General features: G+C 31.4%; 17 protein-coding genes. 12 read left to right on the top strand and 5 right to left on the bottom strand.

Features of this window, described 5'->3' with window-relative positions:
* Positions 1 to 189 precede the first annotated feature (189 nt).
* Positions 190 to 576, top strand: a complete 387-nt coding sequence (locus ABWP60_RS08950; RefSeq protein ID WP_353151524.1) for a pyrophosphohydrolase domain-containing protein — start codon at positions 190 to 192, stop codon at positions 574 to 576.
* A 66-nt stretch (positions 577 to 642) separates the two neighbouring features.
* Here ABWP60_RS08950 and secA read toward each other — a convergent pair whose 3' ends face one another.
* The 4 genes from secA to ABWP60_RS08930 form a co-directional block, all read right to left on the bottom strand.
* Positions 643 to 3,999 carry a preprotein translocase subunit SecA gene (gene secA, locus ABWP60_RS08945; protein ID WP_353151521.1) on the bottom strand — a complete coding sequence of 1,119 codons (3,357 nt, stop codon included), beginning with the start codon at positions 3,997 to 3,999 and terminating at the stop codon, positions 643 to 645.
* A gap of 104 nt (positions 4,000 to 4,103) precedes the next feature.
* Positions 4,104 to 4,325 (bottom strand): DUF2795 domain-containing protein, encoded by a 222-nt coding sequence (locus ABWP60_RS08940; RefSeq protein ID WP_022828503.1) that lies wholly within the window; start codon positions 4,323 to 4,325, stop codon positions 4,104 to 4,106.
* 171 nt (positions 4,326 to 4,496) lie between these two features.
* Positions 4,497 to 5,066 (bottom strand): cob(I)yrinic acid a,c-diamide adenosyltransferase, encoded by a 570-nt coding sequence (locus ABWP60_RS08935; protein ID WP_353151518.1) that lies wholly within the window; start codon positions 5,064 to 5,066, stop codon positions 4,497 to 4,499.
* 29 nt (positions 5,067 to 5,095) lie between these two features.
* Positions 5,096 to 6,049 (bottom strand): TerC family protein, encoded by a 954-nt coding sequence (locus ABWP60_RS08930; protein WP_353151515.1) that lies wholly within the window; start codon positions 6,047 to 6,049, stop codon positions 5,096 to 5,098.
* A 236-nt stretch (positions 6,050 to 6,285) separates the two neighbouring features.
* On the opposite strand from ABWP60_RS08930, the gene ABWP60_RS08925 reads away from it, so the two are divergent.
* The 3 genes from ABWP60_RS08925 (at position 6,286) to ABWP60_RS08915 (ending at position 10,271) form a co-directional block, all read left to right on the top strand.
* The gene (locus ABWP60_RS08925; protein ID WP_353151512.1) at positions 6,286 to 8,475 is read left to right on the top strand and encodes a glutamine synthetase III family protein; all 2,190 of its coding nucleotides are present in this window, start codon (positions 6,286 to 6,288) and stop codon (positions 8,473 to 8,475) included.
* A gap of 161 nt (positions 8,476 to 8,636) precedes the next feature.
* Complete coding sequence (locus ABWP60_RS08920) at positions 8,637 to 9,347, top strand: OmpA family protein (protein ID WP_353151509.1); 711 nt, start codon at positions 8,637 to 8,639, stop codon at positions 9,345 to 9,347.
* A gap of 57 nt (positions 9,348 to 9,404) precedes the next feature.
* Complete coding sequence (locus tag ABWP60_RS08915) at positions 9,405 to 10,271, top strand: OmpA family protein (protein WP_353151506.1); 867 nt, start codon at positions 9,405 to 9,407, stop codon at positions 10,269 to 10,271.
* Between the two features lie 53 nt (positions 10,272 to 10,324).
* Here the strand turns inward: ABWP60_RS08915 and ABWP60_RS08910 are convergent, their stop codons facing one another.
* Complete coding sequence (locus tag ABWP60_RS08910; RefSeq protein ID WP_353151503.1) at positions 10,325 to 11,734, bottom strand: FAD-dependent oxidoreductase; 1,410 nt, start codon at positions 11,732 to 11,734, stop codon at positions 10,325 to 10,327.
* Between the two features lie 171 nt (positions 11,735 to 11,905).
* Here ABWP60_RS08910 and ABWP60_RS08905 point away from each other — a divergent pair, with 171 nt between their 5' ends.
* The 8 genes from ABWP60_RS08905 to ABWP60_RS08870 all read left to right on the top strand — a co-directional run bounded on the left by ABWP60_RS08905 (position 11,906) and on the right by ABWP60_RS08870 (position 21,844).
* The gene (locus ABWP60_RS08905) at positions 11,906 to 13,084 is read left to right on the top strand and encodes an AIR synthase related protein (RefSeq protein ID WP_353151500.1); all 1,179 of its coding nucleotides are present in this window, start codon (positions 11,906 to 11,908) and stop codon (positions 13,082 to 13,084) included.
* A 95-nt stretch (positions 13,085 to 13,179) separates the two neighbouring features.
* Positions 13,180 to 14,709 carry a glutamine-hydrolyzing GMP synthase gene (gene guaA, locus ABWP60_RS08900; protein WP_353151497.1) on the top strand — a complete coding sequence of 510 codons (1,530 nt, stop codon included), beginning with the start codon at positions 13,180 to 13,182 and terminating at the stop codon, positions 14,707 to 14,709.
* A gap of 155 nt (positions 14,710 to 14,864) precedes the next feature.
* Complete coding sequence (locus ABWP60_RS08895; protein ID WP_353151495.1) at positions 14,865 to 16,547, top strand: LysM peptidoglycan-binding domain-containing protein; 1,683 nt, start codon at positions 14,865 to 14,867, stop codon at positions 16,545 to 16,547.
* Positions 16,547 to 16,951 (top strand): OsmC family protein, encoded by a 405-nt coding sequence (locus ABWP60_RS08890; protein WP_353151492.1) that lies wholly within the window; start codon positions 16,547 to 16,549, stop codon positions 16,949 to 16,951. Before ABWP60_RS08895 ends, ABWP60_RS08890 begins: the two co-directional genes overlap by 1 nt.
* Before the next feature lie 82 nt (positions 16,952 to 17,033).
* A complete protein-coding gene (locus tag ABWP60_RS08885) occupies positions 17,034 to 17,261 on the top strand; it encodes a DUF3820 family protein (protein ID WP_353151489.1) in 228 nt (75 codons plus the stop codon).
* A 128-nt stretch (positions 17,262 to 17,389) separates the two neighbouring features.
* Positions 17,390 to 18,997, top strand: a complete 1,608-nt coding sequence (gene pyrG, locus ABWP60_RS08880; protein WP_353151486.1) for a CTP synthase — start codon at positions 17,390 to 17,392, stop codon at positions 18,995 to 18,997.
* 83 nt (positions 18,998 to 19,080) lie between these two features.
* Complete coding sequence (yidC, locus tag ABWP60_RS08875) at positions 19,081 to 20,976, top strand: membrane protein insertase YidC (RefSeq protein WP_353151483.1); 1,896 nt, start codon at positions 19,081 to 19,083, stop codon at positions 20,974 to 20,976.
* Between the two features lie 112 nt (positions 20,977 to 21,088).
* A complete protein-coding gene (locus ABWP60_RS08870; RefSeq protein WP_353151480.1) occupies positions 21,089 to 21,844 on the top strand; it encodes a toxin-antitoxin system YwqK family antitoxin in 756 nt (251 codons plus the stop codon).
* The last annotated feature ends 33 nt before the right edge of the window (positions 21,845 to 21,877 follow it).

Below are 21,877 nucleotides of genomic sequence, written 5' to 3'. Positions count from 1 at the left end.
ATACATAAAAACAATTATTGTAATAAAAGAAATTGCAAATAATACAGCAAATAAGGTTTGTCCTTTTGAAAACATGTTGATAAATTTTTTAACAAATTTAAGAATTACAAGTTTTAAAATATAATTTTATACCATATAATATCAAAAAAAGTTTGCTACAAATTATCAAATAATACTAAAACTTATACTATGCAAAAACAATTAGACGCAGTAAAATTATTTCATAACACATATGGATTAGGAGTTAGTGAAGATTTAAAAGCCAATTTAGGCACACAAAAAAACAATCTTCGTTTTGAATTAATGAAAGAAGAAAACGAGGAATATTTAGAAGCTGTTCAAAATAATGATATTGTTGAAATTGCTGATGCACTTGGCGATATGTTATATATTTTATGTGGTACAATATTAGAACATGGGTTGCAACATAAAATTGAAGCTGTTTTTGATGAAATTCAACGAAGTAATATGAGTAAATTGGGAGAAGACGGAAAACCAATTTATAGAGAAGATGGAAAAGTAATGAAAGGTCCGAATTATTTTAAACCAAATTTTGAAGCTATTTTGAAGCAATAAATTATGAGTTAAACAAAAAAAATCCTTAATGTGAATTAAGGATTTTTTTATAACTATTAATAAGTATTATTCGTTAACTAAAACATATTCTCCAGAAGCTAAAAGCGCTTCTGCTTTTTTGTATTTCATAGTTTCACTTTTTCCACTCATAACGTTTTTAATTGTTACGTTATCATTTCTGTTGATTTTAGGTTGATCACGAACTATGGTTTCAGTAACTGTTGGGCGTTGTTGTGCTTGATTTCCAGCTTCTCTATTCGCTTGTGCTAAATTATCAGAATCTACCGTGTCTTTTGATTCGGTATAGTTTGATTTTTTTGTTACTTGTTTGGCTTCCTTAATGTTATTTGCATTTTGTGAAGGCAATTCTCCTTTAAATAAAAATGAAATTACATCTTTATTTACTTGCTCAATCATAGCTTTGAATAATTTAAAAGCTTCAAATTTATAAATTAATAAAGGATCTTTTTGTTCGTGAACCGCTAATTGAACCGATTGTTTCATTTCATCCATTTTACGTAAATGTTTTTTCCATGATTCATCTACAATAGCCAGAGTGATGTTTTTTTCGAAATCTGTAATTAACGATTTTCCTTCTGATTCGTAGGCTTTTGTTAAATTAGTAACCACATTTAAGGTTTTAATTCCATCTGAAAACGGAACTACAATTCTTTCAAATTGTCCGTTATTGTTTTCGTAAACATCTTTAATTATTGGATACGCTTCTTTTGCATCACGAACTACTTTTTCTTCGTAATATGCGTACGCCGCTTTATATGTTTTAGCAACAATTTGTTGTACGTTTAATTTCGCAAATTCACCTTCTGTTACTGGAGCAGTAATAGAAAACGTTCGTATTAATTGAAATTCGAAGTTCTTAAAATCATTTACAATTTTATTGTTTTCTACAATTACCTCGCAAGTATCATAAATCATATTTACAATATCTACTTTTAAACGCTCACCTTGTAAGGCATGACGACGACGTTTGTAAACCACTTCACGTTGTGAATTCATAACATCATCATATTCTAATAAACGCTTACGGGTTCCAAAGTTGTTTTCTTCAACTTTTTTCTGTGCACGTTCGATAGATTTTGTCATCATAGAATGCTGAATTACTTCCCCTTCTTTTAATCCCATTCTATCCATAACTTTTGCTACTCTTTCAGAACCAAACAAACGCATTAAATTATCTTCCAATGAAACATAAAACTGTGAACTTCCCACATCTCCTTGACGACCCGCTCTACCACGTAATTGGCGGTCTACACGACGAGAATCATGTCGTTCTGTTCCTATAATGGCTAATCCACCAGCTGCTTTTACTTCTGGTGATAATTTAATATCGGTTCCACGACCAGCCATATTTGTTGCAATAGTTACTACGCCTGGTTTTCCTGCTTCTGCTACAATTTCAGCCTCACTTTTATGCATTTTCGCATTCAATACATTATGATTGATGCCTCGCATTTTAAGCATTCTACTTAATAATTCTGAAATTTCTACTGAAGTTGTTCCAATTAAAACTGGTCTTCCTGCGTTTGAAAGTGCAACTACATCTTCAATAACTGCATTGAATTTTTCACGCACCGAACGGTAAATTAAATCTTCTCTGTCTATACGAGACATCGGTTTGTTGGTTGGAATTTCAACTACATCTAATTTATAGATTTCATTAAATTCCCCTTCTTCTGTAATAGCTGTTCCCGTCATACCTGCCAATTTGCTGTACATACGGAAGTAATTTTGCAAAGTAACTGTCGCAAAAGTTTGTGTGGCTGCTTCAATTTTTACGTTTTCTTTAGCTTCAATAGCTTGGTGTAACCCATCAGAATAACGTCGGCCATCCATAATACGACCAGTCGATTCGTCAACAATCAGAACTTTGTTGTCCATTATTACATATTCTGTATCTTTTTCAAAAACAGCATAGGCTTTCAATAATTGCGTTAGCGTATGAATTCTTTCTGATTTCACAGAAAATTCTCTGTATAAATCTTCTTTTAATTCGGCTTCTGCGTCTTTATCTAAATTTTGTTTTTCGATAGCTGAAATGCCGGTTGAAATATCTGGTAATACAAAGAAATTTTCATCTGTATCTTGTGATAAAAATTTGATTCCATTATCAGTTAATTCGACTTGATTGTTTTTTTCTTCGATAACAAAGTAAAGTGCCTCATCTACTTTTGGCATTTCTCTATTATTATCTTGCATATGAGCATTCTCCGTTTTTTGAAGAATTTGTTTGATACCTTCTTCCGATAAAAACTTAATTAATGCTTTGTTTTTAGGATAAGCACGGTACGTTCTTAATAATTGAAAACCACCATCTTTAACATTACCTTCTTTAATTAAACGTTTTGCTTCGGTTAAACAATCTGTTGCAATACGTTTTTGTAAATTGAAAAGGTTTTCCACTTTTGGTTTTAATTCTAAAAACTCGTGTCGGTCTCCATCTTCAACAGGTCCTGAAATGATTAAAGGCGTTCTTGCATCATCAACTAATACAGAATCGACCTCATCCACAATTGCGAAATTGTGTTTTCTTTGTACTAAATCTTCTGGTGAATTAGCCATATTATCACGTAAATAATCGAAACCAAATTCGTTATTCGTACCATAGGTAATATCGGCATTATATGCTTTTCTTCTAGCTTCTGTATTCGGTTGATGATTGTCAATACAATCTACAGTCAAACCATGAAATTCGAATAAAGGCGCTTTCCAAGTACTATCACGTTTAGCTAAATAGTCATTCACAGTAACTAAATGTACTCCATTTCCTGTTAGTGCGTTTAAGTAAAGTGCAAGTGTTGCTACTAATGTTTTACCTTCTCCGGTTTGCATTTCGGCAATTTTACCTTGATGTAAAACAATACCACCCATTAATTGTACGTCATAATGAATCATGTCCCAAGTAATTGGTTTACCAGCGGCATCCCACGAATTTGCCCAATTTACTTCTTCGCCTACAATGGTAATATAAGGTTTTGTTGCAGAAAGTTCTCTGTCTTTTGTAGTAGCAGTTACCGTAATTGATGTGTTTTCTTTAAATCTACGAGCCGTTTCTCTCAGTACGGCAAAAGCTTCTGGTAAAATTTCATTTAAAGTTTTTTCTGAAATTTCGTAAGCTTCATTTTCTAATTTATCAATTTCAGCATAAATAGTTTCTCTAGCATCAACGTCAATTGTGTTTTCAGCTTCTGTTTTTAAAGCTTCAATTTTGGCATCTTTTTCAGCACGAGCTTGTTTAATTTTATCTTTAAAGAAAGTCGTTTTAGCTCTTAATTCATCGTGTGAAATTGATTTTAATACTTCCTGAAATGAATTAATCTTATTCACTATAGGTTGAATGGCTTTGATATCGTTAGCAGATTTATCACCTACAAATATTTTTAATATCGAATTTACAATACTCATAATTTATGTTTTATATATAATTAAACCTTACGGTTGTATTCATTTGTAAAGATAACCAAAAAAAAAGCCTCACCGAAGAGACTTTTTAATTGGCTATTTATTTTTTAATATTCATCCTCATTCCAAAGATAGTCTTCATCTGTAGGATAATCTGGCCAAATTTCTTCCATTGACTCATAAATTTCACCTTCATCCTCGATAGACTGTAAGTTTTCTACCACTTCTAATGGTGCTCCAGCTCTGATGGCATAGTCAATTAATTCGTCTTTTGTAGCAGGCCATGGCGCATCACTTAAATATGATGCTAATTCTAACGTCCAATACATCTTATTTAGATTTTTTAGTTTAATGCAAAAATAAATTTATTACTTAAAAAGACAAGTTTTTTTGAATTATTTTTTTAATAAATTTTAAGAACTTAATTTAAGTAGTCAGTTTTTTGTTTTTAGTGATCCGATTTTTATGTTGACGGAACACTTTTTACTGAGCACTAAATACTATTTTCTAGGTATCCATTTTACTTCCTCAGCGTTTAAATCATGAGACAACTTTCGTGCCAATACAAATAAATAGTCAGAAAGTCGGTTTAAATATTTAATTGCAATCTCTGCAATAGGTTCGTTATGGTCCAAATGCACGGCTAAACGCTCGGCTCTTCTGCAAACACAACGCGCTATATGACAATATGACACAGTGGTATGTCCGCCAGGCAAAACAAAATGCGTCATCGGTGGTAAGGCCTCTTCCATAGTATCAATTTCTGATTCTAATAATTCGATATCACTTTCTAAAATTCCAAGATTTTGTAAACGTTTCTCGCCATTTTTTAAGACCTCTTTTTCAGGTGGCGTGGCTAAAATAGCACCAACAGTAAATAATCTGTCCTGAATTTCTATTAAAATCTCTTTGTAATGCGAATTAAACTCTTGGTCACGAATTAACCCAATATGCGAATTTAACTCGTCAACCGTTCCATAGCTTTCAATTCTTATATGGTCTTTTGGTACACGTGTGCCGCCGAAAAGGACAGTGGTGCCAGAGTCACCTGTTTTAGTATATATTTTCATTATTTGTTTTTTATAGTATTGAATTAGAATTATGAAGATGATTCTTTGTTTTTTTGTAATGAAACCAGAACTCCAATTGTGATGGATAATGCAATAAATGCTAATGATAACCATTCTGGAAAATAGTCTGGAAAATGATGAATCAATAACATTTTCACACCAACGAAAGTTAAAATGGCAATTAAACTATATTCAATGTAACTGAATTTTTCAATCATATTGGCTAAGAAGAAATACATAGAACGCAATCCTAAAATTGCAAAAATATTAGAACTGAATACTAAAAACGGATCAGAAGTAATGGCTAAAATAGCAGGAACGCTGTCTAGTGCAAAAATGACATCCATTACTTCAATTACAATTAATGCAATAAATAAAGGTGTAACGTAGTTGATATTTTCTTTTCTAATGAAAAATTTTTGTCCTTCAATTTCGGTATGAACAGGAAATATTTTTCCAATGATTTTGTATATTTTAGAATCTTTTGGATCAAATTCATCTTCCTTTTTACTAAAAAGCATTTTCATGGCCGTAAAAATTAAGAAAGCACCGAATACATATATAATCCATTCAAATTGATTGATTAAAGCTACGCCTAAAAAAATCATTAAACCTCTAAATAGTATCGCTCCAATGATTCCCCAGAATAAAACTCTGTGTTGGTATTTTTGTGGGATTTTAAAGGATGAAAAAATAATGGCAATTACAAAAATATTATCTGCACTTAATGACAGCTCAATTAAATAACCTGTAATATATTTTAAAGAAGCTTGTACAGGTTTTAAATCGGTTGGGTTGGCAATAAAATTTCCAGCATAAAGTAAATATACTATTCCAGAAAATAAAAAAGAAAGCGTTACCCAAAGAATGGTCCATTTTGATGCTTCTTTACTGCTAATAATATGAGGGTTTTTATTAAAAACACCTAAATCAAGTGCTAAAAATATAGAAATTGCGATTAGAAAAATAATCCAAACTGTCATAATAATTGATTTTTAGCAAATATAAATTAAAATTCAGAAATTTTTAGCTTCATTCAGATTAAAAATGTGATTTTACATTTTTGTTAGTTCGACCCCTAATTTTTAGAGTAATAAATATTTAATTTTAAAAAATTTTTATACTACCCCTAAAATTTTAGGGGGTAAATTTTTTTATTTGTAAATATTTTGTACTTTTGCAGTGTAAAATTTAGAAATTAATTTTAAAACCTAACTTTATGGCTACACTTCGTTTCCAAGCTTTAGATAAAGCTACAAGCAGAAAACCAGTTTCTTTTGAAGAAACGGCAAGAAAATCAGAAATTTTTGCTTCTAATGTGTTCAATGACAAATCTATGCGTCAGTTTTTAACTCCAGATGCTTATAAAGCAGTTAAAAGCGCAATTGAATTAGGTACAAAAATCGATCGTAAAATTGCAGATTACGTAGCCATGGGAATGAAAGAGTGGGCTTTATCAAAAGGAGTTACACACTATACACATTGGTTCCAACCCTTAACAGGAACAACGGCTGAAAAACATGATGCTTTTTTTGAAACCTCAATGGATGGTTCTGATCCTGTTGAAAAATTTGGAGGTTCACAATTGGTTCAACAAGAGCCAGATGCTTCTTCATTTCCAAATGGTGGAATTAGAAATACATTTGAAGCGCGTGGATATACTGCTTGGGATCCAACATCTCCAGCATTTATTTTTGGTAGTACTTTATGTATTCCTACTGTTTTCGTATCTTATACAGGGGAAGCTTTAGATAACAAAACACCATTATTAAGAGCGTTAAGTGCTATTGATACTGCTGCTACTGAGGTAGCTAAATATTTCGATAAAAATGTTAAAAAAATAACGCCAACTTTAGGTTGGGAACAAGAATATTTCTTAATTGATTCTGCTTTAGCGGCTACTAGACCAGATATTATTGCAACAGGTAGAACTTTATTAGGACACACGTCTTCAAAAGGACAACAATTAGACGATCATTATTTTGGTTCTATTCCAACTCGTGTTTTACAATACATGAGAGAGTTAGAATACGAATGTATGTTATTGGGTATTCCAGTAAAAACGCGTCATAATGAAGTAGCGCCAGGACAATTTGAATTGGCTCCAATTTTTGAAGAAACCAATTTAGCGGTTGACCATAACTCTTTATTAATGGATGTAATGGAAAAAGTTGCTGAAAGACACGATTTTAAAGTATTGTTCCACGAAAAACCTTTTAAAGGGGTAAATGGTTCAGGTAAACATAACAACTGGTCATTAGCAACAGATACTGGAATTAATTTATTATCTCCAGGAAAAACGCCAATGAGTAATTTAATGTTCTTAACGTTTTTTATCAACACCATTAAAGCGGTTCATGATTACGAAGAATTATTAAGAGCGTCAATTGCATCAGCAAGTAACGACCACCGTTTAGGAGCTAACGAAGCACCACCAGCAATTATTTCAGTATTTATTGGACAACAATTAACTAAAGTATTAGCTGAATTAGAAGGTGTTACAAAAGGAAAATTATCTCCAGAAGAAAAAACAGATTTAAAATTAAACGTAGTAGGTAAATTACCAGATGTTTTATTAGATAATACTGATAGAAACAGAACGTCACCATTTGCGTTCACTGGAAATAAATTCGAATTCAGAGCGGTGGGTTCTACAGCTAACTGTGCGGTTGCAATGACTACTTTAAATTCAATTGTTGGGAAACAATTAATCGACTTCAAAAAAGAAGTTGATTTATTAATTGAAACAAAAGATTTAAAGAAAGATGAAGCGATTTTCAATACGTTAAGAGAATACATCAAAGGAACAAAAGCCATTTTATTTGAAGGTGACGGGTATAGCGATGCTTGGGAAAAAGAAGCTAAAAAACGCGGATTAAGTAATCATAAAACAACTCCAGAAGCATTAAAAGCGAAAGTTTCTAAAAAAGCATTTGACTTATTTGCCGAATTAGGCGTAATGAATCATATTGAAGTAGAATCACGTTACGAAATTGAATTAGAAGAATACACTAAGAAAATTCAAATTGAAGGAAGAGTTTTAGGCGATATTGCTCGTAATCACGTAATTCCAACAGCTATTAAATATCAAAATACGTTAATTGAAAACGTAAAAGGATTAAAAGATATTTTTGAGAAAGATTTTACAAAAATTGCGAAAGAACAAATTGAGTTAATCAAAGAAATATCAGAACATATTGAAGGCATCAATCGTAATATTGACGAAATGATTGAAGAACGCAAAAAAGCAAATAATTTAGATACTACTGAAAAAATGGCTGCTGCTTATTGTAATAAAGTAAAACCATATTTTGAAGTAATTCGTGAACACTGCGATAAATTAGAGCTTTTAGTTGATAATGGAATTTGGCCATTAACAAAATATAGAGAATTATTTTTTATTAAATAATATTTGTTTAGATTTGAAAATGCTTGTTAGAAATAACAAGCATTTTTTTTTACAATAATTTTGGTAGTTTTTAGTTATATTAAAGAATTCACGATTTTATGAAATCATTAATAATAAGTTTATTTTCTATTTTTTGCTTATCTTCTTTTTCACAAAAAAAGATGACACTTTATTTTGACACCAATTCAAGTGAACTTAGCCAAAAAGAAATAAACAAATTCAATGAGTTTATGAAAACAAAAGATTTGAAAGTTCAGAAAGTTATTGGCTTTTGTGATTTGCGTTCTTCTAATAAATATAACGATTCACTAGCGTTAGCAAGAGCTAATTTTGTTGCGAGTTTAATTCGATTGTCTTCTTTTAATTCTGAATTTGAAGTAAAATCTAAAGGAGAAAACTTCAATCAATTAAAGGATTTAGATTTAAACAGAAAAGTGGAAATTCATTTTAAAATTGAAAAAATAGCGCCACCTAAAGTTGTTCCAGAAGAAAGTTTAGGGACACGTATTTCTAAATCTAAAAAAGGCGATAAATTACTACTTAAAAATTTATTCTTTTACGACAGATCGGATATATTATATCCAGAATCGTATAAACCACGAGAAGAATTACTAAAAACAATGAAAGACAATCCAAAATTAAAAATTGAAATTCACGGTCATATTTGCTGCACACCCGGAAAAGATAAAGAAGAAATTGCATTAAAACGTTGTCTTGGGACCATTGAATATTTAGTAGTAAATGGAATTGATCAATCGAGGCTAAGTTATAAAAGTTTTGATGCCCAACAACCTATTTTTCCTATTCCAGAAAAAAATGAAGAAGAACGCAAAGCCAATCGCCGTATAGAAATTTTAATCATAGATAAATAAATGGCATCGTTTTTAGTCTATATTTGTGCCTATCAAAATCATAAAACATACAAAATAATGAAATTTCTATTTGCTTTTGCTTTTTACCTTATTCCATTTACCTTTTTTGGTCAAGAAAGTATTTCGTTTTATTTCGAAAACAACAAATCAGCATTAAATCAAGTGGAATTGGCTAAATTAAATAAATGGATTGCAGCAAATAAAAATTCTAAAATTCTTTCTATTACGGGTTCAACAGATGAAGTTGGTTCTTCTGGTTACAATGATACTTTATCACAAAAACGTGTAGATTATATTTTTAATAAAGTAAAACTATCGGTTAAAATTAGGGAAGATTTTAAATCTGTTTCTTTAGGTGAAAAAGGAGCATTATCTAATAATAAAGCCGAAAACAGAAAAGCGATACTTGTTTTTTTACAAGAAAAAGATTTGGCTAAAGAGGCATTATTAATTCAACCAAAAGTAGAGATGGATGTTCCTAAAGACATGCATACAAATGAGTTAATTCCAATAGAAGAAGAAGCGATGAATTTCCCAGAAGGTGCTACTTTAGAAGAAAAAATTCAATTGTCTCGACCAGGAACTTTAATTGTTTTGCCTGAAATTCAGTTTTATAAAAATTCCTTTGGCATTATGCCTTCTTCACAAAGAGAAATTTTTGAATTGATTCGAATTATGACAATGAATCCAAAATTATACATTGAAATTCAAGGACATATTTGTTGTGTAGATAAGGACTTAAGGAATTTATCTTTAGATAGAGCCAAACAAGTAAGACGTGTTTTACAATCGAATTATATTTTAGAACGTCGTATAAAAGTAAAAGGTTTCGGTGTTTCGAAACCAAAATTTCCAATTCCAGAAGCCACAGAAGATCAAGCCGCAGCCAATAGGAGAGTAGAAATTATGATTTTAGAAAAGTAACTTTATTAGTAAATTGTCTAATCATCTAAAAATCTAACTATCTAAATATCTAACTATCTTTCTATTTTCTTAAACACACTTCCTCTAGGTTCATTTCCTTCTTGAAGCACTATTTCTGAATGTAAAAATTTCGCAGCTGCTGCAGAATCTTTCACTTTACTGTTGCTACGTGATAGCATTTCGGATTCAAAATCGTTTAGAACACTTTTTCTAATTCCAATTTCTTTCCAGTTTGAAGATTTTGTACATTTTTTTGTAATTTCTCGAGCCAACGATAATGCATCTAATAATGCCTGATTGGCACCTTGTCCTTTAAACGGACTCATAGGATGTGCCGCATCACCAATTAAAGTTATGTTTTTACCGCTTTCCAATAATTCGGTTGTTAATAATTCTCTATCATAAACAGGATATCCTGAAATTTCAGATTCTAAAGTAGCTTTGATAATTTCTGGAATAGGCGAGTGCCAATTAGTTCTTTGTATCGCTTCCTCTTTAAGCGAATTTTTGCCTTTTGTACTTATTTCTTTTGCTGCTGCTTCCGATATTGGAAAACTAAGTTGCCACATCACTGCATCAGCATCATAAGGCATTACATAAATACGCTCTTTACCATTTGCGGTTTGAAATACGGTAGCCGAATCCAGTAAAGGACTTTCAATATTTTTTAGTGATTTTAAAGAACAAATACCTAATATAACCATGCAATCTAAGTAACGTAATGGTGAAATTTCTTCACTTAGCAATAATTTTCTTACGGAACTTCGAATGCCATCTGCACCAACTAAAATATCCGTTTGAACGTTTTTAATTTCCCCGTTTACTTGAAAACTCAAATCAATTTTAGTATCAGATTCCTTAAAATCTAATAATTGATACCCCCATTGAACATTACTGTTTGCGCCAAGTTGTTCAAGCAATGCTAATCGTAACGATTGTCTTGCTATATGAATATTGGTTTTCTTATGTGATTTTTTGGTATTTGATGGTATCCATTTTCTCATTCCCCATGCTCCAATTATGTTACCCTCTGTAGTATGAACGAGGTGTTTTGAAGAAACAATACCTTCTTTTAAAGACTGTAACCCAAAACTTTTCATGGCTTTACTTGCTTGCTGTAGCGTAAGTCCATAACCTTGAGATCGGTCAGAAAAACTTTTATCACGTTCGAATAATGTAAACGGAATACCTCGGTGTAAACAAGCAACAGCTAAGGCGACTCCACCGATTCCACCGCCAATAATAGCAATATTTGGATAATTCTCAGTGTCAGTTTTTGGAAAATCAATAGATGCAATTAAACCAGAACCCAAACATTTTTTACAAGAAATTTGTTCGTTTTTAGTTACGATGCTTTCTTGTTGAATTAACGTTTTTTTAGTTTGCTTCCGATTTTTTTTACCTTGCCCTTTACAATTTTGACAAACTGTCCAACTAGTAAATGAATTTTCTAACTTTTCCAATTCTATTTTTGATGTTTTGTGTAAAACTTATCTGCAAAGGTTGTGAAATTTTCTTTGATACCGCTTAATTCTGATTTGTTTTATTTTGAATTGGTAAATTGTCTTATTATCTTATTGGCACATTACCTAATTATTTATATCTTTGCTCCACACAACAAACAACACATAATAATGAGTTCTGAAACGAGCCAACGCTACAATTTAAGAGGAGTTTCTGCTTCCAAAGAAGATGTACATAATGCGATTATAAATATTGATAAAGGATTATTTCCTCAAGCATTTTGTAAAATCATCCCCGATTATTTAACTAATGATGAGAAGTTTTGCATTATTATGCATGCAGATGGGGCGGGTACAAAATCAGCTTTAGCTTATATGTACTGGAAAGAAACAGGCGATATTTCAGTTTGGAAAGGTATTGCGCAAGATGCTTTAATTATGAATATTGATGATTTATTGTGTGTAGGTGCAACCGATAATATTTTATTGTCTTCTACCATAGGAAGAAATAAAAATTTAATTCCCGCTGAAGTCATTTCAGTTATCATTAATGGAACAGAAGAATTAATTGCAGAATTAAAGAAACACGGCGTTACGATTCATTCTACAGGTGGCGAAACGGCTGACGTAGGCGATTTGGTTCGTACTATTATAGTAGATTCTACCGTAACGGCCCGTATGGAAAGAAGTAAAGTAATAAATAACGCGAATATTAAAGCCGGTGATGTAATTGTAGGATTGGCTTCATTTGGGCAAGCTTCTTATGAAACGGAATATAATGGCGGAATGGGAAGTAATGGCTTGACATCTGCGCGTCACGATGTTTTTGCGAAATATTTGGCTCAAAAATATCCTGAAAGTTTTGATGCAGCTGTTCCGAACGAATTAGTGTATTCAGGTCAAACAAAATTAACCGATACTGTTGAAAACAGCCCTATTGATGCAGGTAAATTAGTACTTTCCCCAACAAGAACGTATGCACCAGTCATCAAAAAGATTTTAGAAAAACATGCTTCAAATCAAATTCATGGAATGGTACATTGCAGTGGTGGTGCCCAAACTAAGGTGCTTCACTTCGTTGACAACGTTCACGTGATTAAAGATAATTTGTTTCCCGTACCACCATTATTTAAACTGATTCAGGAAAACTCTCAAACCGATTGGAAAGAAATGTATCAGGTATTCAATTGCGGACATCGTATGGAAATTTATGTACCAGCTGAAATTGCAAAAGATATTATTGAAATTTCAAAATCATTTAACATCGATGCAAAAATTGTAGGTAGAGTAGAACAATCAGACAATAAAAAGCTAACTATAGTTTCGGAATACGGAACGTTTGAATATTAGAAATAGCAACACAGATTTAAGAAATTTTAGTAGTTTTTTTCATCTATGTTGTTTATTTTCATAAAAATTAAAATAACACACAATTTTCAATACTAATGAATAACGTATTAATTTTAGATTTCGGATCTCAATATACCCAACTAATTGCTCGAAGAGTAAGAGAATTAAATATTTTCTGTGAAATTTTCCCCTTTGATAAAATACCATCGGATTTATCGTCTTATAAAGCGGTAATTTTAGGTGGAAGCCCTTGTTCGGTGCGTTCAGAAGAAGCGTTGCACCCAGATTTATCTCAAATTAGAGGTAAAAAACCCTTATTAGCTGTTTGTTATGGTGCCCAATATTTAGCTCATTTTTCTGGTGGCGAAGTAGCAGCTTCTAACACAAGAGAATACGGAAGAGCAAATCTTTCCTACATCAAAGAAAACGAAGTATTTTTAGAAGGTGTTTCAGACAATAGTCAAGTTTGGATGTCCCATTCCGATTCAATCAAAAAATTACCAACAAACGGAATCAAAATTGCCAGTACAAAAGACGTGGAAAACGCAGCGTATAAAATTGAAGGTGAGACTACTTACGCTATTCAATTTCATCCAGAAGTTTATCATTCTACAGATGGAAAACAAATGTTAGAAAACTTCTTGGTTAAAATTGCAAAAGTAGCACAAACCTTTACTCCAAATGCTTTCGTGGAAGAAGTAATTGCAGATATGAAAGCCAAAATTGGTGACGATAAAGTAGTATTAGGATTATCTGGTGGAGTAGATTCTACTGTTGCTGCGGTAATTTTAAATAAAGCAATTGGTAGTAATTTATATTGCATTTTTGTAAATAACGGATTATTACGAAAAAACGAATACCAAAGTGTTTTAGACCAGTACAAAGGAATGGGATTAAACGTCAAAGGTGTTGATGCTTCTCAACGATTTTATGATGCTTTAGCTGGACTTGATGATCCTGAAGCCAAACGTAAAGCTATTGGAAATGCTTTTATTGAAGTGTTTGACGATGAAGCCAATCAATTAAAAGATGTAAAATTTTTAGGTCAAGGTACGATTTATCCCGATGTAATTGAATCGGTTTCGGCAACTGGCGGACCTTCAGCGACTATAAAATCGCATCATAATGTGGGTGGGTTACCGGATTTTATGAAATTGCAAATTGTAGAACCGTTACGCATGTTATTTAAAGACGAAGTGCGCAGGGTGGGTGCCACATTAGGAATTGACCCTGAGTTATTAGGCCGCCATCCTTTTCCAGGTCCTGGTTTAGCCATTCGTATTTTAGGTGATATTACCCCTGAAAAAGTAGCCATTTTACAAGAAGTAGATGCTGTTTTCATAAACGGTTTAAAAGAACACGGTTTGTACGATAAAGTGTGGCAAGCAGGAGCTATTTTATTGCCTGTAAATAGTGTAGGTGTAATGGGCGATGAGCGTACGTATGAAAAAGTAGTAGCATTAAGAGCTGTAGAATCTACAGACGGAATGACAGCCGATTGGGTGCATTTGCCCTATGAATTTTTAATGAAAATATCCAATGAAATTATCAATAATGTTCGTGGTGTGAATCGTGTAGTATATGATATTAGCTCGAAACCACCCGCAACTATTGAATGGGAATAAAAAAGAAATAATAATTTCAAATACAATGGCAATGTCAATATTTTCTAAAATTTGACATTGCTTTTTTTATTTTGAAATGTTGTAATTGAATTTATAATGCTTATTTTTGAAACGTATTATTCAAATTGATTCGATAAAAATACAAACCAACCACTATGAAAAAAGCATATTATATATTGATTTTATTTTTGGTAAGTGTACTAAATTATGCGCAAACCAAACATACCGTTTTAAAGGGTGAAACTTTATATAGTATTTCAAAAAAATATAATATAACTACAGAAGATATTCTGAAAGCCAATCCAGAAGTTAAAAGCGGTGTTCAAGAAAATAGTATTCTCACCATTCCAAAAGCTGCAATAATTGGTTCATCTTCACCAAACAAGCATATTATTCAACCTAAAGATACTAAATATTCTGTTTCAAAAAAATATGGAATTTCGATTGAAGAGTTAGAAAAACTAAATCCAGAAATGGGAACAGAATTTGAAATTGGAACGGAAATTCGATTGAAAAAAGGAGTCGTTTTGACTTTGCCAAAATCAGTAAAAACTATTGTATCTTCTGAGAACGTGATTTCTCATGAAGTAGAAGCTAAAGAAACGCTGTATAGTATTTCGAAAAAATTTAATGTTTCTGTAGAAGATATTATTGCCAAAAATCCATCAGCAAAAGAGGGTTTAATTGAAGGTACATTATTGGTTCTGCCAAAAAGGAGTACCCTAATTCTAAAAAAAGATTCTGTAATTTTTAAAAAAGAAAAAGTAAATTTATTAGAAACCGTAAATAAAACCAAAGTAAGAAATTTAGTTTTATTGATGCCTTTCAATATTAATAGAATTGAAAAAGATTCTTCTAAAACTAAAATCGAATATTTAAAAACTGATAAATTTTTAAACATTACACTTGATTTTTATACAGGTGCGTTAAAAGCAATTGATTCGGCAAAAGTGTTGGGATTACCAATTAAAGCAAAAGTGTATGATGCAGAATCTTCAAAATATTCTTCTAACGTGGCTGCATTAATTAAAAATAATAATTTTTCTAATGTAGATGTTGTAATTGGCCCTTTTACCAATTCGTTTGTAGAGCTTGCTGGACAGTTAGTTGATAAAAATACAGCTGTTATTTCTCCATTAACCAATGATGTTGGCGCAGGAGGTGCCAACGTTTTTTATGCTATGCCTAATGAAACCATTCAAAAGGAAAAATTAATGGGGTATTTAAAATCAAAATCAGATGCTGTTTTTGCTATTCATTCTAATACAAAATCAAAATTAAGCACTTATTTTTCTTCTAATTATCCAGAAGTGAAATCCTTTTATTTTAATGAAAAAGGCATTTTTGATTATGCGATTTTAAAATCTAATTTACAAAAAGGGAAAAAGAACTTTGTGATTTTAGATTCAGATAAAATTATTCAAGTACTTTCCGTAGTAAATAATTTATTAAAACTTAAAAAAGAATTTGATATTCAACTGGTAGTTGTCGAAAGAAATGATGCTTTGGATTTTGTAGAAATTCCATCCAAAAACTTAGCTGCTTTACAAATGTTGTATCCTTCTGCTATTCGTGAGAATGAATCATTAGAAGCCTTAAATTTTGCAAAAGCGTTTAAAAAAGACAATAAAGTACAACCCAACCAATATGCGACACGTGGCTTTGATGTCACTTTTGATGCCATTTTAAGAATGTGTCAGGAAGATGGGTTTATTAAATCTGCTGAAAGTCAAATCTCAGAGCAAATTGAAAGTCAATTTAATTATATAAACAATTCTAATTCTGGCGTTTATATGATGTATTATAATTCAGATTTAACCATAAAACAAGCACAATAATGGCAACTTCAAAAGTAACTTATTTAGGCAATTTAAGAACATCATCGATACATTTAGCTTCTGGTTCAGAAATTATTTCGGATGCACCAATTGATAATAACGGTAAAGGAGAGGCATTTTCACCAACTGATACAGTAGCAAATGCTTTGGCAAGTTGTATGTTTACGGTAATGGGAATAAAGGCACAAGATTTAAATGTGGATTTTTCAAATTCAACGGCTGAAGTCACTAAAATTATGGGAACTGAACCAAGACGAATTACAGAAATTCATGTCACTTTTACAATGAATGTTTCGGTTTCAGATAAAGAAAAAATCATTTTAGAAAAAACGGCAATGACTTGTCCAGTTCTAAATAGTTTACATCCAGAAATTAAAAAGGAAGTGGTTTTTAATTGGAAGTGATTTAAAGTCAGAAAATAAGCATACATCTATATTCTTTCTCTATTTTCTGTGTTCTATTTTCTATACTCTATATTCTCAAAAAATGACCAACCAAGACCAACTCATCAAACTCGCATACACAATAATGCCTTACGGGAAATTTAAAGGTCGTTATCTTATCAACTTGCCCGAACCCTATATTGTTTGGTACAAAAACAAAGGTTTTCCTGCTGGAACTTTAGGCGAACAACTTAAATTGGTGTATGAATTAAAACTTAATGGATTAGAAGAATTAATTCATAACATTCATAAAAAATATCCAAAACCCTAAATTTAATACATAATTGACAATTTGACTTATTGATAATTGGCTAATTAATATTATCTTTGCGTGTTTTTAAATTCAATATCAGAGCGAACATTTTGTATGTTTCTCAAAACAACACAACAAACAACAACATGAATCAAACAAAATACATTTTCGTTACAGGTGGTGTTACTTCTTCATTAGGAAAAGGTATTATAGCAGCATCTTTAGCAAAATTATTACAAGCAAGAGGGTATAGAACAACAATTCAAAAATTTGATCCTTATATTAACGTAGATCCAGGAACTTTAAATCCATACGAACATGGCGAATGTTATGTAACAGATGATGGTGCAGAAACGGATTTAGATTTAGGTCATTACGAACGTTTTTTAAACGTACCAACATCTCAGGCAAATAATGTTACAACAGGTAGAATTTACTTGTCAGTTATTGAAAAAGAACGTCGTGGCGAATTTTTAGGAAAAACGGTTCAAGTTGTACCTCACATCACAAATGAAATTAAAGAACGCATGCAATTGCTTGGTAATTCGGGCGATTATGATATTGTAATTACAGAAATCGGTGGAACAGTAGGAGATATAGAATCCTTACCATATATAGAATCCGTACGTCAGTTGGTTTGGGAATTAGGTGACAATAATGGAATTGTTATTCATTTAACTTTAGTGCCTTATTTAGCTGCTGCGGGTGAATTAAAAACAAAACCAACACAACATTCGGTAAAAACTTTGATGGAAAGTGGTATTAAAGCCGATATTTTAGTTTGTAGGACAGAACATGAAATATCACAAGATTTACGTCAGAAATTAGCCTTGTTTTGTAATGTTAAAAAAGAAGCAGTTATTCAATCCATTGATGCTTCAACGATTTACAAAGTTCCAAACTTAATGCAAGATGAGGGATTAGATAAAGTAGCGCTTAAAAAATTAAATTTACCAGAAAAAACCACTCCAGATTTAAAACTATGGAATGAGTTTTTATTTAAATTAGAACATCCAAAACACGAAGTAAATATTGGTTTAGTTGGAAAATATGTAGAATTGCAAGATTCATACAAATCCATTTTAGAGGCTTTTATACACGCCGGAGCTACACAAGAAACGAAAGTCAATGTGGTGAGTATTCATTCAGAATTTATAGATAAATCGAATGTAGCTTCAAAACTTAAAGGTTTAGATGCTATTTTGGTAGCACCAGGTTTTGGAGAAAGAGGAATCGAAGGTAAAATTGAAGCTATAAAATATGTTCGTGAAAATAACATTCCATTTTTAGGAATTTGTTTAGGAATGCAAATGGCTTCTATTGAATATGCTAGAAACGTGCTTGGAAAAAATGATGCCAATTCAACCGAAATGAATGAAAATACAAGCTATCCGATTATCAGTTTAATGGAAGAACAGAAAACGGTAACTGAAAAAGGAGGAACTATGCGATTAGGTGCTTGGAAATGTTCCATTAAAGAAAATACATTGGCTCATAAAATTTACGGAAAATCGGATATTTTAGAACGACACCGTCACCGTTTTGAGTTTAATGGTGACTATCTAGCAGAAATGGAAGCAGCCGGTTTAGTAGCTTCAGGTTCAAATCCAGATACTGGATTAGTGGAAATAATTGAATTACCAAACCACCCTTTCTTTATTGGAGTACAATACCACCCAGAATATAAAAGTACAGTGTTAAATCCACATCCTTTATTTATGGGATTAGTGGCTGCAGCTGTTAAAAACAAATAGAATTGTTATATTGCAACGATTTTATTTAAACGCATACAAATTATAAATTTAAATTAACTCTGTTTGAGTTGTACATTCATATTATGGAAGAAAAAAAGTTTGACATTAAGTCGTTAATTGGTTTCACATTAATCTTCGGAATTTTAATGTGGATGATGTATTCAAACCAACCTACAAAAGAAGAGTTAGCCGAAAAAGTCAAAAAAGAACAAGCTGATAAAGAAGCAAAAACACCTAAAAGTGCTGCTGGAACTTCAACACAATTAGTTCAAAAAACCGATGCTACAGGTAAAGTTTCGCAACAAGCATTATCTAAATTAGGTGCTTTCGCTTATGCAGAATCATTGCCATCAGCTAAAGACACTACCACATTATTAGCAAATAACGTATTACGATTAAAAATAGCAAATAAAGGTGGGTATATTTCTGAAGCTACTATATTAAATGAAGAGCAATTTAAGAAAGGTTCAGGTAAAGCAGTTCAAATTATTAAAGATAACAATGCAAACTTCAATTTGACTTTCACAACAAAAGACGGAAAAGTTATCCAAACAAAAGAGTTATACTTCGAACCAAAATTTAGTAAAGAAGGAAAAAATAAGGTAGTAACGATGCAATTAAAAACAGGTGAAAATCAGTTTTTAGAGTACCGTTATGTAATGAAAGAAAACGATCATATGTTGGAGTTCTCTATTCGTACACAAGGTTTGGAGAATGTTTTAAACACTTCAAAACCAACAGATTTAGAATGGAATTTAAAAACATATCGTAATGAAAAAAGTGTGTCTTACGAAAATAGATATACCGAATTAATTTACGAATTTGATGGTGGAAAAGACGATTATTTAAATGCGGCATCTGATACAGAAGATACAGCGGAAGCAGTTACTTATGTAGCTTTTAAACAGCATTTCTATACCTCGGTATTATTAACAAATACGCCATTAAAAAAAGTAGAATTAAAATCTGACAATTTAGTTGACGATGAAAAAGTAGATACTGTTTTTACTAAAAATTTTACCGCTAAAATGCCTTTAGAGTTTAAAAATGGGGCATTAAATTATGACATGAACATGTATTATGGTCCAACAGATTACAAAACATTAAGTGCTTACGACAAAAATTTAGATGAGTTGGTTTCATTAGGTTGGGGTATTTTTGGATGGATTAATATGTTTATATTTATTCCATTATTTGGATTGTTATCAGGATTTATGCCATATGGAATTGCTATTATTATCTTTACGATTTTGATAAAAATTGCGATGTCGCCTATAACATACAAATCATTCTTGTCGCAAGCCAAAATGAAAGTATTGAAACCAGAAATTGCAGAATTGGGAGAAAAATTCAAAAATAACCCAATGAAAAAACAACAAGAAACAATGGCATTGTATTCTAAAGCAGGTGTAAATCCAATGGCGGGTTGTATTCCAGCGTTAATTCAATTACCGTTTATGTATGCTTCATTTCAGTTTTTCCCTTCTGCTTTTGATTTAAGACAAAAAAGTTTCCTTTGGGCAGACGATTTATCTTCTTACGATTCTATATATAAGTTACCATTTAATATACCTTTTTATGGTGATCACGTAAGTTTGTTTCCAATTTTAGCCGCTATTGCTATTTTCTTCTATATGAAAATGACTACAGGCGACCAAGCCATGCAAGCACCACAACAAGAAGGCATGCCAGATATGGGTAAAATCATGAAAATTATGATTTATCTTTCTCCAATTATGATGTTAGTTTTCTTTAATAATTATGGTTCTGGATTAAGTTTATATAACTTTATTTCCAACTTAATTACAATTGGAATTATGTTAGTCATTAAAAAGTATGTGGTGAACGAAGAAAAAATTCATGCACAAATTCAAGTGAATAAAACGAAACCTAAAACGGAATCGAAATTTCAAAAGAAAATGCGAGAAATTATGGAACAACAAGAAGCTCAAAAAGCATTAAATCAAAAGAAAAAATAAATTCTTTAAAACCTGTTCTTGTTGAGAACAGGTTTTTTTATACTATTTTTGTAAAACAATCGTTCTAATATTTTAGTTATAAAAACACATTATAAATTAACTTTATTAACATATGAAAAAACTAATTTTTATTGCTTTTTTAGTAATTGCAAATTTGGTTTCCGCACAAGATAAATTAAATCAAATTGACGAACAAGGTTTGCGTCATGGTTTTTGGAAAGGGTTTTATGAGGAAAGCAAACGTCCTCGTTATGAAGGTGTTTTTGAACACGGTAAAGAAGTTGGAACATTTAAATATTTTGATGATACCAAAGCTGGAACTGTAATTGCTACAAGAGATTTTTCCAAAAATGATGGTTCGTGCTATACTATTTTTTTCGATCAAAAATCAAATAAAGTAAGCGAAGGCGTCGTAAAAAACAAACTTTTTGAAGGACAATGGAAATATTACCATCAAGAGTCTAAAGATATTATGACGCTTGAGAATTATAAAAACGGAAAGCTAAACGGAGTTAGAAAAGTATTTTATAAAGCAAATAAATTGGCGGAAGAAATAAACTATATTGAAGGTAAGAAAAATGGCGTTGGAAAAACATTTGCTGAAAATGGAAAGCAAATAGATCAACATCAATATGTGAATGATTTGTTTGAAGGTGTTGCTATTTATTTTGATGGGAATGGAAAAAAATTATATGAAGGAACCTATAAAAATAATGTGAAGGTTGGAATTTGGAAATTTTATGAGAACGACAAAGTTGTAAAACAAGTGAAAGCAGAAAAATTTTCAAAGGAATTAAATAAAATGCAACAAAAATTAGCCAAAAAATTTGCTAAAAGCACTACCACAGAAAAACCAGTTGAAGAATAATAATAAAATATAAATGAAACGAGTAGTTGTAGG

Source organism: Flavobacterium sp., assembly GCF_040402895.1.
Lineage (GTDB): Bacteria > Bacteroidota > Bacteroidia > Flavobacteriales > Flavobacteriaceae > Flavobacterium.
This window is presented reverse-complemented; position numbering and strand designations above follow the sequence as displayed.